The organism is Silvibacterium sp., assembly GCF_047605705.1.
Classification (GTDB): domain Bacteria; phylum Acidobacteriota; class Terriglobia; order Terriglobales; family Acidobacteriaceae; genus Silvibacterium.
Map to the genome: position 1 here is coordinate 37,490 of NZ_JASGFD010000007.1, position 16,502 is coordinate 53,991.

Below are 16,502 nucleotides of genomic sequence, written 5' to 3' on the forward strand. Positions count from 1 at the left end.
GATGCAAGTGGAACAACTGTCAGATGCAGGACAAGGCAGGCAGCCCCGGAAACAATGGACCCGGAGACAATGGAACGGCACACCCGATCAAACCCCGCCTGCGTGCCGATGTTTCGTCCTACGTCCGCGAGCGATCCAGGCAGCGACGAGACGAACCCGTCTTAGTTCACGCTCTGCAGGCGTGCAATCAACTTCTGCGCCAGCGTCTCACCGGATTCCGACCATAGCAGCCGCGTGGAGATGCCGCCGTGCTGCTGCACCGCGTTGGTAAAGTCCACCAGCATCTGAACGTTCTGTTTCACGCGCTCCGCTGCTTCCTGGTCGAGGTCCACGTCTTCCTGCAGAAACGGTGTGTCCACTCCAAAGTCGATGCGCACGTGGCCGTTCTGCTCATAAGCGCCTTCGTCGAACTCCGGTCCGAAGCCGATAACCTTCACCACCGAGGGCGTCTTCTTCCACGCGGTCTCGAGGCCGTCCCCACTCTCCGGCGTCCACAGCTCCCAGGCCAGCTCGAACTCGTAGGCAAAATCGTCGTGGATGGTCTCCATCGCGTCGGCGATCGCATTCCTTGGCTCGGAGGCTGCGAGATCGGGCGCATGCTCCTCGTCATAGACACGCTGGTAGGCCGCCGGCTCATGCCAGTTGATGGGATAGACGCTGACCGCGCGCACATGCGCCGATCCGGCCACCTGGCCGAACAACTCCATCACCTTGTCGAGCGCGGCGGGCAGTGCGGTCAGGCGGAAGTTTGGGTACCACAGGCTCAAATACAACTGATCAGACATATCGCCTTATTAGACGACATTTCCCCCACCCTACGACTCGCCTCCGCTACGGTTTTTCTGCGTATTTCCCTTACATGGAATGAAAAATACGCTCTCATGCGTGGACTCACCCGGAATCATGGTCATTTCAGAGTGTAGGTGACACCCGTCGTGAACTGGAAGGTGTTCCGCTGGAAGCCCTGCGGGGGATCGCCCAGATAGTTGTCCGTCGAATTCACCGTGAAGTTGATCTGCTTCCAGACCGGCACAGTGAAGCCAGCAGTTGCCGCGGCCGAACCGCCCTGAACGAAGTTGAAAGTCGGCATCAGGGCAAGACTCTCCGTGAACTTGATCTTGTGTGGCAGCGTCCGGCTCCAGTTCTCGCTCACCGTCGCGCCGATCAGGTTCTCGTCCGGTGTGCCCAGTCCGCTGACCACGTTGTTATAGAACTGCTGCTGCTCATACTGCAGGCCGAACTTCAGGTCGAGCTGGTTCGCCGGGCTGCGCAGCAGGCTCCAGCCCACGCCACCGCCATAGGCCTGCTGCAGTTCGAGACCGTTGCCGAAGTTGTGATCGGCGCTGGCATTCCCCAGCACAAAGATTGCGCGATTGAGATAGTGATCGTACTCGGTATCGCCGTGCAGGATGTCCGTCTTCGTGATCGAGGCCGTCTGGTAGACGTAGCCGCCCGAGACGATCGTCGGATCCTTCGCCAGCCCGTAGGTACCGCTCAGGTTCAACGAGATCCGGCTCAGCGGTGGCAGGCCGGTCAGCGTGGGGATCGCGCGCACCAGCGCAATCGCACCGTTATAGGTCTGCGCGCTATTCGTCGCCGTCACGATGCTCACACCTGCCGTGGCTGAGCCGGTCCAGCCATAGAGCATGTCGTACTGATCCTTGCGATCTTTCTCGAAGGTCGGCGCATCGATGAGGAATCGCAGCTGGTCCGTTGGAAACGACTCGGTCTTTGCCTCCGGCAGAGTCACCGTCACGGTGCTGTTCGCAAGCTCGATCTTCCCTACCGGAACCTTCGCAGCCACAGTCGCCCGCGTCAGGTGCTCGCCCTTCTCCCCCACAGCGAATTCACGCGCGGAGTGCATCGCCGTGACCTTCTTCATGTCGATCGAGAGATCGCCGAGGACGTCGCTGTGAAAGGTCAGCGTCCCACCCGACACACGCGTGATGATGCCGGTGATGGTGTCACCGTTCGAAAGCATGACAGAATCGGGAGCCGGCTTCTGCGGCGCGGCGGGGGCTTCTGCGAAAGCGCAAGCTCGCAGAACTCCGAAGGCAATGAGAAGGAACAGGAAAAGAGAACACGCACAGGAGCGCAGACCAGCATAAGGCATGTCTGCTTGGATGCAACGCATGCAAAACAAACACCCCGCGCCGAAGCGCGGGGTATCGTGTTTCCAGACGGGCTGTGAAGCCTACCGAAGGCGCGACATCACATCTTCCAGCACCTGCTTCGAGGGGCGCGTGCGCTCCTGTGGCAGGGTGGCCAGAGGCTCGTCCACCGTGTTCAGCATGTCGGTGAAGCTGGGCTTCTGGGTGTCGAGATAGAAGATGCCGGTCAGGACTTCGCCCTTCTCGTGCGCTTCCATCAGATGATGCACTGCGTTCACGCGGCTGGTCGGATCGTAATCCTCACGCAGCTTGCGCAGGCGCAGCTGCGAGCCATCGTGCATGCGCACATCGTGGGTCGTGCCCTCTTCATAATCGACGGCAATGTCCTGGAAGTGCGGCACGAAGCCGATCTCGTTGATCGCTTCCTCGTGCTCCTGCATGTACTTGTAGCTCTTGGTCGAGCCTTCGTGATCGTTAAAGGTCACGCAGGGCGAGATGACATCGAGCATGACCGTGCCCTTGTGGGCGATGGCGGCCTTGAGCATCGCGAGCAGCTGCTTCTTGTCGCCCGAGAAGGAGCGGCCCACGAAGGTCGCGCCCAGCTGGATGGCGAGCGAGCAGGTGTCGATCGCAGGCAGGTCGTTGATCACACCGGTCTTCAGCTTCGAGCCGAGATCGGCGGTCGCCGAGAACTGGCCCTTGGTCAAACCGTACACGCCGTTGTCCTCGATGATGTAGATCATCGGCAGGTTGCGGCGCATCAGGTGCGTGAACTGGCCCATACCGATCGAAGCGGAGTCGCCGTCGCCGGAGACGCCGATCGCCTGCATGGTCTTGTTCGCGAGCAGCGCGCCGGTGGCGACCGCGGGCATGCGACCGTGTACCGAGTTGAAACTGTGCGAACGCGAGAGAAAGTACGCCGGGCTCTTCGACGAGCAGCCGATGCCGGAGAGCTTCATGATGCGCTCAGGCTGGACACCCATCTCATAGAACGCATCGATGATGCGCTCGGAGATGGCGTTATGGCCGCAGCCGGCGCACAGAGTGGTCTTGCCGCCGCGATACTCGAGGATCGGCAGGCCCAGGCGATTGACCTTGGGCGCGGGAGCGGGAGTCGGGGTCGTTGCCATGATTAGATTCCCTCCTGCAGAACGAGCTCGTCCGTGACCGAGCGCGCGTCGATGGGCAGGCCGTTGAAGTGGCGGATGCTGCGCAGCTTGACGATTTCCGTGGCAGGCAGATCGAGCTTCAGCAGGCTCTGCAGCTGGGCGTCGCGATTCTGCTCCACGATGTAGACACGCTCGTGCGAGGCAACGAAGTCGAGCACTTCCTTGGTGAACGGGAAGGCGCGCACACGGAGATAATCCGTATCGAGCTTGTACTCGTTCTTCAGCTGGTCGCGGCTTTCCGTGATGGCGAAGTCCGAGGTGCCGAAGGCGATGATGCCGATCTTCGAGGTGCCGTTCGCGACGACAACCGGAGCCGGAACCAGCGTGCGGGCGGTCTCAAACTTGCGGTCGAGACGCTCCATCATGTTCTGGTAATCGTCCGGCTTCTCCGAGTAGAGCGCCTTCTCGTTGTGGCCGGAGCCACGCGTGAAGTAGGCAGCCTGCGGATGGTCGGTGCCGGGGAGTGTGCGGTACGGAATCGCGTCGCCGTCCACGTCCTTGTAGCGGGCAAAGCCGCCCAGGCGGGTCAGGTCTTCCGCGGTCAGAACCTTGCCGCGATCAAGCGGCTTTTCCGGATATTCGAAGGGCTCGGACATCCAGTTGTTCATACCCAGGTCGAGATCGGACATCACGAACACCGGGGTCTGCAGGCGCTCGGTCAGATCGAAGGCAGCGATCGAGAACTCGTAACACTCCTTCACCGACCCCGGCAGCAGGATGACGTGCTTGGTATCGCCATGCGAGAGATACGCGAGCGAAAGCAGGTCGGACTGCGCGGTACGGGTCGGCAGACCGGTCGAGGGTCCGACACGCTGAATGTCGAAGATCACGCCCGGCAGTTCAGCCCAGTAACCGAGACCGATGAACTCGGCCATCAGCGAGATGCCGGGGCCCGAGGTCGCGGTCATCGAACGGGCGCCAGCCCAGCCAGCGCCGAGCACCATGCCCACAGCCGCCAGCTCGTCTTCGGCCTGAACCACGGCGAACGAAGCCTTGCCGTCCGGCTCGATGCGGTACTTCTTGAGCAGATCGATCAGCGACTCGACGACCGACGACGAGGGCGTAATCGGGTACCAGGTCACAACGGTGACGCCGGCAAACAGCGAACCCAGCGCGCAGGCTGCGTTGCCGTCGATGATGATCTTGCCTTCGGTCTCGTGCATCGGCTCGAGGACGAAGGGGTCCTGTTTGGTGAAGGTCTCGGCGGCGTAGTTAAAGCCGGCTTCGACAGCAGCCCAGTTCAGATCGGCGGCCTTCTGCTTCTTGGCGAACTGCTTGCGCAGGGCCTTTTCGACGGCCGTCATGTCAAGACCGATGATCTTCGCCACGACGCCGACATAGATCATGTTCTTGACCAGCTTGCGCAGGCGCGCCTCAGGGCAGACGGCGGCGGTGAGCTTGTCAAAGGGAACGGGGTAGCAGGTGACGTCAGAGCGATGCTGATCGAGGCCGAGCGAGGCCTCGTAGATCGCCACCGCGCCTGCGGGCAGCGAGAGAATGTCGTCCTTGGCCGTTTCCGCGTTCATCGCAACCAGGATGTCGATATCCTTCTTGCGCGCGACATAGCCGTTCTTGCTGGCGCGAATCGTGTACCACGTGGGCAGGCCGGCGATGTTCGAGGGGAAGAGATTCTTACCGCTCACCGGAATGCCCATGCCGAAGATGCTGCGCAGCAGGACGCTGTTAGCCGACTGCGATCCGGAGCCGTTGACGGTGGCTACCTGGATGCTGAAGTCGTTGATAACGGGCTTGCGCCCGGAAAGATCGTCGTTCGTGCCTGTGCTGGGCTCTAGATTGCCCAAGGCAACGTCACCTGTCGCCATTTGGCGGAATTCCCTTCAGAAATAGATGGAAAGAAAACGGTTCTCTCTGACTCATCATTATAGCGAGAGGAAGGGGCGAAGCAGACTATACAGGTCCGAACGGCGACACATGCCCACTCAGCGGTGCATATCTGTCCCTGAACGGAGATGCAATGGTTGTATACATTGCAGAAAGATTTTTTATCGCGGCCATGCACTTGCGGCTGATGCATTTCTCGCGTTTCTTCCGTCTACCAGCGATCTCCAGACAAGGAGAAGCATCCGTGTTTCGACAGAGCTCTTTTTCACTCGCGTGCTGGGCGCTGATCTTCAGCACAGCCATTTGTCTGTCAGCCCAGAACACAGTCTCCGGCAAACCCGACATGGTCCCGCCATCCATCGCCTACAAACCTCATTTAGCCTTCGATGTCGTTTCCATTCACGAGGTGAAGAACCCGACCTCCCGAGGCATCAATAACGTCCCAGGAACAGGCGTCTGGACCGGTCAAGCCGTCTCCCTCTGGGGTCTGCTCGTCACAGCTTACGACATCAAAATCGGTGCACTCATCGTTGGCGTACCCAAGTGGGCGGCCAATCTGACGTATGACATTGAGGCACAGTCCGACGCCTCGACGGACCGGACTCTATCGCAGCTGAACCGCGATGACTTCGAAGCGGAAAAGCGATACATGCTGCAGCGGATGCTCGCCGACCGCTTTCACCTCAAGGCTCACTTCGAAGATCGAACGGGTACAACCTACGAGCTTCTTGCGTCACCGGAGACGGCGAAGCTCATGAGACCGATAGCGAAGGACAAGGTAAATCCAGGAAACAACTGCTATCCCAGAGTTTCCCGAAGCGGTGAGGAGTATCAGTCCTCCGGCTGTCCTTTTGATCTCCTCATACATCAGCTAAAACAGGACCTGGGCACGGAAGTCCTCGACCGCACGGGCATCACGGGCTTCTATGCTTATCGACTCACTTACACCACGCGTCAAAGCGCATCACCCGACGCATCGGAGCGTTTTCCCTACGTCACCGATGCCCTGCGTGAGCAGCTGGGATTGGAACTGAAGCGTACCAGGGGGCCGGTGAAAACATTAGTCATAGACCACGCTGACCCGCCGACGCCAAACTGAGCTATTCCCGCCTCGCGGCCTCTGGCAATCAGATCTGAAAGACGAGTACCACATGCAAGCCGCACAGCTTACGGCTCAATGAGGGGACAGTCGCCATACTGACCGGTGAGCACCGCCATCAATTCCGCAGATCCCGCATCGCGTCCGCTACCTTCGCCTTCGTCTCCGCATCGAGCGGCAGCAGGGGCAGGCGCGGCACACCGCCGTAGAAGCCGTTCAGGTCGCATGCGTGTTTGATCGCCGGGATGCCCAGCTTGCCGACGACATACTTCGTTGCTGCAACCAGCCGCTCTTGCTTGAGTGCGGCCAGCGCGGGGTCGCGGTCCTTCCATGCCATCTGCACTTCCAGGCAGGCCTGCGGCGCGCACGCGGCCAGCCCCAGGATCGAACCGCTTGCGCCCGCCTGCAATGACGGCAGAATCTGGTCCGAAGCGCCGCTCAGCACCTGGAAGCCGATCGTCTTCTTGCGCGAAGGCCGTGCAGGGATCGCCGCCTCAGGCGTGAAGGTCGGCAGAACCGTGAGCATATCCGCAGAGATGAGATTATCCGTCGCGGGAGGCGGTACCTGCTGCATGCGGCCGGTCATCGCCTCGAAAGTCGTCGTCACCGTGACCTCACGCTTCGGTGCATTCGCCGTCGCGGCCACCAGTTGCTCGATGCGCTCGACGCTCCCGCTCGAATCCTTGATGCCAAGGATGTTCGGATGCTGCGCCAGCTCGCCCACCAGCGCAGGCGAAAGGTCATAGTGGGTGTATTTCGGAATGCTGTAGAGGATCACCGGCAGCGGCGAGCGGTCGGCCAGCGTGCGGTAGTAGGTCAGCAGCCCCAGCGAATCCTCGCGCTCGCCATTGCTCGAAGCGTATTGCGGCGTGTAGTAGTGCGGCGTACGCACCAGCACCGCGTCGTAATCGTGGTCGGCAGCAAACTCCGCCAGCCGCAGAGTCTCCACCAGGCTCTCGCGTCCGATGCCCGCGATCAGCACCTTGTCGTCCGACGCGCTGTTCCGCGCGTGACGCAGCACGTCGCGCGTCTCCTCATCACTCAGCATCGGCGCTTCGCCTGTCGAACCGAGCACCGTGAGTCCGCTCAGCGGGGTGCGCGAATAGTGTTCGACATTCTCTTCGAGCTTGTGCAGGTAGAGGCGGCCATCCGCGTGGAAGGGGGTGGTAATCGCAGCAAAAATTCCATCGAGCAGCATGGCTTGATTGTACGGCTCCGCTGCATGGCTCTGCGCGCCGGCAAACGCGATCCCACGAAAGGGGTATGATGGCCGGGTTTTTCCTGCCGCGCAGATTCGATACCCTTAGAATCAGCCGCATCAAATGCATAGCGGCGCAGGGAGCGAGCATATGGCTGGTGCACAGGCACAACCGATCAAGCAGATGGAGCGGATCAACCTGAGCGGCGCGGAGATGGCGAGCCAGTTTATGTGGTTCGTGTTTCACTCGCTCTTTGGGCTGATCGCCTGGGGCGCGATGATGGGAATCGTGACGCTTTTCCATCCGGAGTCGATGCCCGCGGCCTTCACGCTTGTCCTATCGCTGGCCATTCCGCTGGCGGCAGGCTTTTTCGTTGTGCGGATTCGCTCCAGTAACGTGGCGACACTCACCTGGCTTGCCGGCCTGGTGTGGTTCACCATCGTCGGCCTCTGGATCCTCGACATGCCGACCGGCCCCGATGCCTGCTATCGCTGCGGCCCCGGTGACAAGCTTTGGTTCACCTTCTTCAGCCTCAACTGGGACAGCGGCATGATTGACGGGCAGGGACGCTTCATCGGCACCTGGCCGGCCGTTGCCATGCTCGGCTATTCCATCGGCGCAAAGATCGCCATGCGGGGCCGCAATCTCGAACCGGGCACCGAAGCCTAACAGGCTTACACTACGGCCAGGACCGGCGCTTCCAGCAGATCGTGGACGCAGACCTGGTTCCTTCCCGTCCGCTTCGCCTCATAGAGAGCCTTATCCGCGGCATCCAGCAGCTTGCCGCTGTGCATGCTGCGGCTCGGCGACGCCGATGCGACGCCGATGCTCACGGTCAGCCTCTTCGCAAACGGCGAATCGAGATTGACTAATCCCGCCGATCCTACTGCCCGATGCATGCGCTCCGCTACGGCGCGTGCGCCATCCAGACCTGTATTCGGCAGCATCAGCACAAACTCTTCACCGCCGTAGCGGGCCAGATGATCGCCTGCCCGCGCCCCCTGCAACAGCAGCGTGCGCGCCACGGAGGCGAGACACTCGTCGCCGTATGCATGACCATGGCGATCGTTGATGGCCTTGAAAAAATCGAGATCGATCATCAGCAGAGAGATCGGCCTTCGCTCATCCGCAGCTACAGCCCATGCAGACTCGAGCGCCTCAGAGAAGCCGCGCCGGTTGGCCACGCCGGTCAGCGGATCGATGTGCGAGAGGTGCAACAACCCGGCATTCGCCCGCTCCAGCTGCCGCTCACGCTCCAGCAGCGTGCGCTGACCGGAAAGATAGTTCACCTGCACGATTCCCGCATGGAGCCCCTGCAGCACCAGCATGGCCAGGATGGAACAGCGCGCCAGCACAGGATGCGTCCCGAGCAGGGTGCAAGCCAGCGCAAACAGCCCGATGGTCATCAGCACAGGACAGAGGCTCTGTAACAGCAGCGCGGCTCGTGGAAAAAATGGCCGAACCTCTTCCTGCTCGGCCTCATCCGGAAGCTTCAGAATCTGCCACGCGGCGAAGAGGAAGGGCACGCTCCAGAGCAGGTCGAACAATGTGCCTTCCGGCAGATGCCAGTGGACCGTGGCATAGTCCATCCCCAGCTCAATCGGTGTGTAGATCCAGACGGTCGCCGCCAGGCATTTCATGCGCTGCCGTTCCTCGCGGGACGAACAGCAGAAGAAGCGCACAATGGCGGACACCGCAAGCAGCACGCACTCCCAGTCGTAAATGACGAACTCTGCGCTGCTCGCTTCGGCCGGGCTCTGCACCACCCGGAACGTACGGTAATAGATCAGCAGAACAGCCAGCGCGAACTGGGTGAAATTCAGGTACAGGATCCCGGGAATCGATTCGTTTTCCGCTGTATGGCTGATGGCAAGTAGCACCGGCAGCGCGGCGCACATGTACAGCAGGTCAGAGGTCGCGGAAGCCCATGTCCCCGGCAGAACCGTCGTCAGAATCTGCCCCCCGGCCCACAACAGAGGAGCGAGCGCCAGGTAGCACCACGAGATACGTTCGCGCCGGACCAGTCCACGGCTTCTCCAGAACGCGCAGGCTGCCAACAGGATGGGAATCACAGCAGTCAGCAGACGAGAGGCCGTAATCGCTTTGAGGGGGAACATCGCGAGAATCGCCGCGTGCAGCAGAAGCACCCCAAAGAGGATGCTGAGGAGGAAGCCTCCTCGCCGCGGTAAAAAAGATACGTATTGATTCTCGACGGTTCGCGCCATTGCCAGCTATCGCCACTTCCGGACCGATCCCCGGACGGAAACAATCTCAATTCAGCATCTTCCAGCACGCAAACAAACCAAGCCGTCCGCCCTAAACCGCGGACCGGAGAGCTTGCCTGGGAATACCCTTTGCTGCTTGAAGATGAGTGCTTTGATTATGGCGATCCTTAACGCATCTGCCTACAAAAAAGTTGATCTCGATCACGCCAGCGCTAACGCCAGAAGCAGCCCTCTGAGCTGCTCCTGGCGGTGAACTGCTCTTAGCGCTTCTCTCCCGGAAACGGCGCTGTCTGCTGCTCGATGACGGACACCACCTGGCCGCGAATCAGATCGTAATCCGGAAGCCCGGAGAACATGTGGTAATCGTTGCGCACGTCGGCGTCCTGCCCCACGAGCTGAAACTGCCGTTTGCCCTGCGCGGCTTCCTCGGCATGCGCTCCGGCCCAGGACTTCTGATCGAAGTCGTTGCTCTCGACATCGATCTGCCACACGCGACGGCCATCGGCATTGCGGATCACAAAGCGGTAGTAGAGGTGAAACTTGCCGACCGGCTGAAAGTATTCCACCGCCTCCACACGATACTGCTTCACCGGAAACATCTCCACCAGGAAGCCAGCCGTCTGCATCGCATCGGGCGCATGAGGATCGGCATGCAGCTTGCGCAGGATGTCGCGCTCCTGGTCCCGCTGCTGCTTCTTCCCTGCTTCGGCATACGCCGCGACCAATGTGGTGTGCACCTTCCAGTCGTCCGGCTGGAGCTGCTTCGCCTTTTCGGCGTACTGCACCGCCAGATCGCCTTTGTAGAGGCTCAATGCCGCTGTCGCCGCCAGCAGGTTCGCCGCGGCATCGTCCGCATTCAGTGCGAGTGCCTTCTGGAAATCCTCAAGAGCCTGCTGTGCCTGATTGCCCTTCAAAGCCTCGAGCCCCTGGTTTTCGATTTCCTGCATGGAGGGAGAAGCCGCTGGAGACTGGGTTTCGGCAGGTGGCGCGGATTGCGCGGGAGTGGTTTGCGCAGCGGCAGAGAGAGAAAGCGTGGCAGCCAGTAGAAGTGCCGCAGGGCGAACGAACGAAGTCATCACCTCTGCAGTGTAAGGGCTGCGTGCCGCAGGAAGGAACAGCAGCAAAAGAACAAGGCCGCCGGCCGGAGTCTCCGGCGCGGCGGCTGTTGTGCTACGAACGCTGGCCGCTGTGTTCCGGGCTCGAGCCCGGCTCCGGAAAATCGGAGTCCGCGCCGTCGAATTCGTCACCATGACGATGCGGAAGCTGATCGGCGAGCACACTGTGATGATCCGCGCGAGGGGGGATGTCGTTGGGTGACTGGCTTTCGACCGCGCCTTTATGCGCGTCGGCGTCGGGATGAAGTTTCTTGTCGGTCATAACTGCTTTCCTTCGATGCAGCTTTTCGCATGCGAGCATGCGCGCCATGGTGGATTTCGCCGTTCGTCCGCCGGCTTCGTGTTCAACGATACGCCGAGGGTTTGTCAGCGACCAGGCGCACACCCATGCCGTTCAGCCGGCTGCGGGCCTGCGCGGCCTCAGGCGTCTGCGGATAGCGCGCGACCAGGCTGCGCAGATCGCGGACACCGGCATCCTTCTTGTTCGCTGCAATCTCCGCCAAACCCTTGCGCAGCTGCGCAGCGGGGGCCTTGGAACTGCCGGAGAACTGCTCGAGAACGGCATCATAGTTCTGGATCGCCGTCGGGTAGTCCCCCTTACGGTAGGAGATCTCGCCCAGGTAGAAGTAGGCATTCCCTGCCATGTCGTCTTGCGGATAGTACTTGATCACGTCGCCGAACTCACCGCTGGCCAGGTCATAACGAGCGCTGGTGTAGTCGCGCAGCGCGGACTGGTAAAGCTGGTCGACCGGCGGAGCCTGGGGCTGCTGCGGCTGTGCGGGAGCGCCGCTCATTGCCTGCGGGCTGCCCGGCTGCTGCCCCTGTGGCGTCGCGCCGGGTTGACCGGGCTGTCCCGCAGGCTGACCGACCGGCTGCGACTGAATGTTCTGGAGCTGCGACTGGATGTCCTGCAGGCTCTTGTCCAGCTTTGCCATGCGGGTCTTCATCTCGTCGATCGAATCGTTCACGCCCTGGATCTGGCCCGAGAGCTGATCGACCTTACCGCCCTGCCCGTTCTGGGCCTCTACCTGCTGCTGAAGAGTGTTGAGCGTCTGCTGCATGCGGCTGACGCTGTCGGCCGTCTGCTGGACGAGGTGCTGGAGCACACCCATGTTCTGGTCGTTCGAGGTTTGCAGGTGCTGGAGCATGTCCTGCAGCTGCTGCACCTGGGTTTGTAGCTGGACCATTTCCTTGGAGACAGCGTGGGCCGGCGGGGCCGGAATCAGCAGGGCCAGGGCGGCCACGGCAGAAAGCGGAATCAGGGACTTGCGCATAAGAATCACTCTCCGGGTTCCGCTCCCGGCTAGCTCGGCTGAAGCGGGGAGACGGAGGTGCTGGGAAAACAGGCTCTCGTACGGCAAAGGCAGCACCGCACGGTTATGCGGTGCTGCCGATGGTTACGCGAGGACTTCGCGGTTCGCAGTCAGTTTAGCGGTCGACCGAGAACTGCGCGCGACGATTCTGCTGCCAGCAGGCTTCGTCGTGATCGGTGCAGAACTGCTTTTCCTTGCCGTAGCTGACGGTGCGCAGGCGCGACGGGCTCACACCAGCCGACACCAGGGCCTGCTTGGCGGCATTGGCGCGGTTCTCGCCGAGGGCCAGATTGTACTCAACCGAGCCACGCTCGTCGCAATAACCGCCGATGACTACCTTCAGGTCCGGATGCTGGTTCAGGAAGGCGGCATCCTGCGAAATCACCGACTGCGACTGCGCGTTCACGTCGTAGCTGTCGTAATCGTAGAAAACATCTTTCACGTTCTGGTGGAAGGTCGCGTCGTCGATGTTCGACTCGGCCGGGGCGCTCGGCGGCGGCGGCGCGCCGACGGTGACGGTCGCGGTTGCATCCGTCGAGCCACCTTCGCCACGTGCGATCAGGTGATAGCTGGTGGTCTGGTTGGGACGAACGGACTGCGTGCCCGAGCTGGGAACCTCGCCAATGCCCTCAATCTGGATGTTGTTGGCATTGCTGGTGTGCCAGGTCAGCACAACGCTGTCACCCGGCGCGATCTGCGTCGGCGTGGCCGTGATGTCCGCGGTCGGCGCAGCGGCGTTGTTGCTTAGCGGCGGCGGCGGGGGCGGCGGCGAAGCCTTCTTGTGGCAGCCGGCCACAAACAGCAGGGCCGAAACGCTGGCCGCAAGGGCGAGCGTACGGCGGCGGGTCTGACGGTTCAGAACAGTATGAAGTTGGAAAGACACGATCTCCTCCTAGGGAGCTTTGTTTTTATGGTGCAACCAAGGCAACAGGCGGAAAAACTCCGCCTGCTTTTACTACAACTCGTTATTTCCAGCTCCAGTTCGGCATCGAGTTGTTGCCGCGATGAGTGAGCTGTTGTTGTTCTGTTCCGTCAGCCAGCATCGACCAGATCTGGGCGCCATTGTCGTCTTCCCGCTGGAAGACGATGTGGCGGCCATCCGGCGACCAGGACGGGAAATCATTGCGGCCGGCATCGTGGGTCAGCTGCGTCCAGCGCTTGCTGGCGATATCCATGATGTAAATATCCTGCCCGCCCGGCGCGCCCGGACCGTACTTGCGGTTCCATGCGAAGGCGAGGAACTGGCCGTTCGGCGACCATGAGGGCGAGGTGGCGTAGCCGCCGTCCGTCATACGCATGACGTTGGCGCCATCCGAATCCATGATGTAGATCTGCGGGAGACCGGTCCGTCCGCTCACCCACGCAATCTGTGAGTTCGACTTCGGATTCCAGGTCGGCGAGACATCCGGACCGCGGAAAGCCGTGATGCGATGCGCACTGCCGCCGCTGGCATCCGAGGAGTAGATCTCCGGATCGCCGCTGACGCTCGACGAGTACGCAATCTTGCTGGAATCGCTCGTCCATGCGGGAGAGAGCGTAGTGCCGCCCGGCGCGTTGAAGTTCACCATGCGATTCAGCACCAGCGAGTACATGCGGATGGTCCAGCCGCTGCGGCCGAGCGAGGAGAAGGCAAGGCGTGAGTTGTCCGGCGAGACGCGCGGCGAAAGCGAGATCGTGCCCAGATGGGTGATCTGGTGCGGATCGTTGCCGTCGTAGTCCATCGCCCAGATCTCCTTGTTGCCGTCACCCGAACGTGCAACGTAATAGATCTTCGTCTCGCAGATGCCGGCGATGCCGCCGCCGAGCTGCGTGATGATCTCATCCGCGAAGCGGTGGGCAATCTGGCGGGCGTTCTCGTCGTTGGCGGTATCGGAATACTGCTTGCCGAGAATCTGCGGGCTGTCCGCGTTGTGCGTATCGAAAACGAAGCCACGGACGTTGATCCGGCCGCCATCCACCGAGAAGCCGCCGAAGACGACCATCTGCGCATTGGAGGGAGCCGCGGCCCACTGCCCTAGATTGATCTCCTGCGGGCTGCCGGGCGTGGCCTCGGGCGCCATGCTCTTGGCCACCATGTCAAAGACGCCGGCATTCTTCAGGTCATTAAAGAGCACGGTGTCAAAGGTGGCGCGGAGCGGCACGGTCTGCGGATCTCCGGACGCAACCTTGAAATCGGCGGCCGCAATGCGGATTCTCTGCACGCCGAGGTTGGTGCCGGTCTTAACCCAGTCCTGTGCGCGGAGCGCGGGCGTGGCGAGAAGGAAAAGAAGTAAGAGTGAAAACGCGTACTGGAAGGTCGGGTGCTTCTGCTGCTTACCGGTCATCGTGCCTCTGGGCTTGCATCGGTGGCAATGGAATGAACAGGTGAACGATCGCTGGGTCATTTCGCAGGCTGATCGTAGGTAAAAGTGTACTCCACGGAGACACTCGATTTGTTGTATCCCGGGGGTAACGGCCCGAAGCTCTCGATGCGCTGAACCGCGCGAACAGCAGAGGTGTCGAGCGTAGGCGAGCCGCTACCTTTGGAGATGCGGATATTGCTGGGTGTGCCGTCCCGGGCGATGGTGAAAGTCACGTGGCACTGGGCGCCCATCTGGGTGCCGGTCACCTCGTAGAGATACCAGGCCTGCTGGACCTTACGCTGGATGATCCCCACGTAATACGGATAATTGAACCCTTCCCCGCCGCCAGTGACATTGATCGGCGTTTGGGGGCCAGGATTATTCGCCACGGAACGTGGAACCTGTGCGGGCGCGGCCTCGCCATACTGGGCGCGATTCTGCAAAGGCGTCGGCTGCACATGCTTCGGCGTCTCGGGTTCCGGCTTTTTTTCTACCTTGGGCTTGGGCGGCGGTGGCTGCTTCACGGGGATGGGAACCGCATCCGGTGGAGGCGCAACCGGCTTCGGCTGCGGCTTGGGCGGCGCCGGAGACGGCGTCTCGGTCGCCAGCACATTCGGCGTCGGCGGCTGATCCTGCGGCAGCGGGATGGCCGGTGCGGAGCTCACCAGGGTGGCCTGAATCGCGCCCGGAGCCTTGTTGTCGCCCCATTCCGCGCCATGAAAACGCCCGGAGAGCCAGGTGTACAGGACAATGAGCCCCACGATAAGCAGGTGCAGGCCAAAGGATTTGGCCATGGGCGTGCCAACTGGCTCGCGCTCCAGATCGATTGTCGTCCGCTGCGCCATCTAGCGATTCCCTGCCTTACCGCGCTTTGCCGTTGTTCAGGGGCTGCGTGACGATGCTGATGTTCGTGATGCCGGCCTGCTTGACCGCATCCATCACGGATGCGAACGCGCCGAAGGGCACCTTCTCATCAGCCTCGAGATAAATCACCTGGTGCGCCGGATCCTTCCCCGAGCTCAGCAGCTTGCCGGTCAGGTCATTCAGATTGATCGGCTTGTCCTGGTAAAAAATCTCGGAGTCACGGTTAATGGTCACCACTACGCGCTGCTCGGTGATTTCCTTCACCGTCTTCGTCTTCGGAACATTCACCTCGATGCCCGATTGCAGCACCGGCGCGGTCAGCATGAAGATGACGAGCAGCACCAGCACCACGTCGACCAGCGGCGTAATGTTGATGTCCGAAAGCGAAGTCTGGGTGCGCCCCGAGTTATTGGTGAAGGCCACGCGCGGCCTCCCTCTCGACAGGATCCTGACCGGGGCGGAGCGAAACCTCTTCCATGCTGTTCAGCAACTCGCGCGCAAAGTCGTCGTTGCGTGCAGCGAAGTCGCGGCAACGCGCCGTGAACTGGTTGTAGGCGACAACCGCCGGAACCGCCACCAGCAGGCCAGCGGCTGTGGTGATCAGCGCTTCCGCGACGCCCGGCGCAACCGCGCGCAGCGTCGCTGTACCGGCCTGGCCCAATCCGTGGAAGGCGTCCACAATGCCCATCACGGTGCCGAACAGTCCGACGAAAGGCGAGATCGAGCCGATCGTCGCCAGCCACGTCAGACGGCTTTCCATCGCGGTCACCGACTCATTCGAGGCAGTCTGCGCAGAGCGTTCGAGAGCAGTGATGTTCCGCGGAGCGCCGGATCCGCCCGTCTGCCGCTTGTAGGTCTCGTAGACTTCGTCGAAGACACCTACCAGCGGGCTGGGCTTGAACTGTTCACTGACAGTGGCAATTTCCTGCAGCCGCGTCGCCTTGCGGAATGCGCGAAGGAAACGGCGGCTCTGCGCGGAAGCGCGGCGGAAGTTGCTCCACTTGCCGAGAATGATGGCCCACGACCAGATGCTGGCGAAGACCAGGATACCGAGCACGGCAAGAGCGACAGGACCGCTGTTGCGGAGCATTTCTAGAATGGCACTCCCGTTATTTACAACCGGGGGCGCGCCGGCATCGGCGTCGGATTGAAGGAAGAAGAAGGCTATGGTCGCAAACAGGGGTGTCATCGCGCTCTATATGTCCAAGTTACCAGACGCGGAG

General features: G+C 61.4%; 16 protein-coding genes. 2 read left to right on the plus strand and 14 right to left on the minus strand.

The genetic code is table 11. The annotated features are described in order from the left end of the window. Positions 1–161 precede the first annotated feature (161 nt). The 4 genes from QM649_RS04045 to QM649_RS04060 form a co-directional block, all read right to left on the minus strand. Complete coding sequence (locus tag QM649_RS04045) at positions 162–785, minus strand: hypothetical protein (protein ID WP_415197732.1); 624 nt, start codon at positions 783–785, stop codon at positions 162–164. A 122-nt stretch (positions 786–907) separates the two neighbouring features. Further along, entirely contained in the window at positions 908–1,981 is a 1,074-nt protein-coding gene (locus QM649_RS04050) for a DUF481 domain-containing protein (RefSeq protein WP_415197733.1), read from the minus strand. Between the two features lie 213 nt (positions 1,982–2,194). Beyond that, on the minus strand, positions 2,195–3,241 hold the full coding sequence (locus QM649_RS04055; RefSeq protein WP_415197734.1) for a 2-oxoacid:ferredoxin oxidoreductase subunit beta: 1,047 nt from the start codon (positions 3,239–3,241) through the stop codon (positions 2,195–2,197). A gap of 2 nt (positions 3,242–3,243) precedes the next feature. Further along, positions 3,244–5,082 (minus strand): 2-oxoacid:acceptor oxidoreductase subunit alpha, encoded by a 1,839-nt coding sequence (locus QM649_RS04060; protein WP_415197735.1) that lies wholly within the window; start codon positions 5,080–5,082, stop codon positions 3,244–3,246. 173 nt (positions 5,083–5,255) lie between these two features. Here QM649_RS04060 and QM649_RS04065 point away from each other — a divergent pair, with 173 nt between their 5' ends. Next, positions 5,256–6,221, plus strand: coding sequence for a TIGR03435 family protein (locus QM649_RS04065; RefSeq protein ID WP_415197736.1), 966 nt, complete (start codon positions 5,256–5,258; stop codon positions 6,219–6,221). Positions 6,222–6,339: 118 nt separating this feature from the next. Here QM649_RS04065 and QM649_RS04070 read toward each other — a convergent pair whose 3' ends face one another. Further along, complete coding sequence (locus QM649_RS04070; protein ID WP_415197737.1) at positions 6,340–7,419, minus strand: dihydrodipicolinate synthase family protein; 1,080 nt, start codon at positions 7,417–7,419, stop codon at positions 6,340–6,342. Positions 7,420–7,570: 151 nt separating this feature from the next. On the opposite strand from QM649_RS04070, the gene QM649_RS04075 reads away from it, so the two are divergent. Next, positions 7,571–8,089, plus strand: coding sequence for a hypothetical protein (locus QM649_RS04075; protein WP_415197738.1), 519 nt, complete (start codon positions 7,571–7,573; stop codon positions 8,087–8,089). A 5-nt stretch (positions 8,090–8,094) separates the two neighbouring features. Here the strand turns inward: QM649_RS04075 and QM649_RS04080 are convergent, their stop codons facing one another. The 9 genes from QM649_RS04080 to QM649_RS04120 all read right to left on the minus strand — a co-directional run bounded on the left by QM649_RS04080 (position 8,095) and on the right by QM649_RS04120 (position 16,468). Further along, positions 8,095–9,567, minus strand: a complete 1,473-nt coding sequence (locus QM649_RS04080; protein WP_415197739.1) for a GGDEF domain-containing protein — start codon at positions 9,565–9,567, stop codon at positions 8,095–8,097. A 338-nt stretch (positions 9,568–9,905) separates the two neighbouring features. Further along, positions 9,906–10,592 (minus strand): hypothetical protein, encoded by a 687-nt coding sequence (locus tag QM649_RS04085; RefSeq protein ID WP_415197740.1) that lies wholly within the window; start codon positions 10,590–10,592, stop codon positions 9,906–9,908. Positions 10,593–10,815: 223 nt separating this feature from the next. Beyond that, positions 10,816–11,022: a hypothetical protein gene (locus QM649_RS04090; RefSeq protein ID WP_415197741.1), complete on the minus strand. Its 207-nt coding sequence runs from the start codon at positions 11,020–11,022 to the stop codon at positions 10,816–10,818. A gap of 82 nt (positions 11,023–11,104) precedes the next feature. Beyond that, complete coding sequence (locus QM649_RS04095; RefSeq protein WP_415197742.1) at positions 11,105–12,034, minus strand: tetratricopeptide repeat protein; 930 nt, start codon at positions 12,032–12,034, stop codon at positions 11,105–11,107. A 154-nt stretch (positions 12,035–12,188) separates the two neighbouring features. Further along, a complete protein-coding gene (pal, locus tag QM649_RS04100) occupies positions 12,189–12,956 on the minus strand; it encodes a peptidoglycan-associated lipoprotein Pal (RefSeq protein ID WP_415197743.1) in 768 nt (255 codons plus the stop codon). An 82-nt stretch (positions 12,957–13,038) separates the two neighbouring features. Next, complete coding sequence (tolB, locus tag QM649_RS04105; RefSeq protein ID WP_415197744.1) at positions 13,039–14,397, minus strand: Tol-Pal system beta propeller repeat protein TolB; 1,359 nt, start codon at positions 14,395–14,397, stop codon at positions 13,039–13,041. Between the two features lie 56 nt (positions 14,398–14,453). Continuing rightward, positions 14,454–15,260, minus strand: a complete 807-nt coding sequence (locus tag QM649_RS04110) for an energy transducer TonB (protein WP_415197745.1) — start codon at positions 15,258–15,260, stop codon at positions 14,454–14,456. 16 nt (positions 15,261–15,276) lie between these two features. Beyond that, positions 15,277–15,702 (minus strand): ExbD/TolR family protein, encoded by a 426-nt coding sequence (locus QM649_RS04115; protein ID WP_415197746.1) that lies wholly within the window; start codon positions 15,700–15,702, stop codon positions 15,277–15,279. Continuing rightward, complete coding sequence (locus tag QM649_RS04120; protein WP_415197747.1) at positions 15,686–16,468, minus strand: MotA/TolQ/ExbB proton channel family protein; 783 nt, start codon at positions 16,466–16,468, stop codon at positions 15,686–15,688. Before QM649_RS04120 ends, QM649_RS04115 begins: the two co-directional genes overlap by 17 nt. Positions 16,469–16,502: the final 34 nt, after the last annotated feature.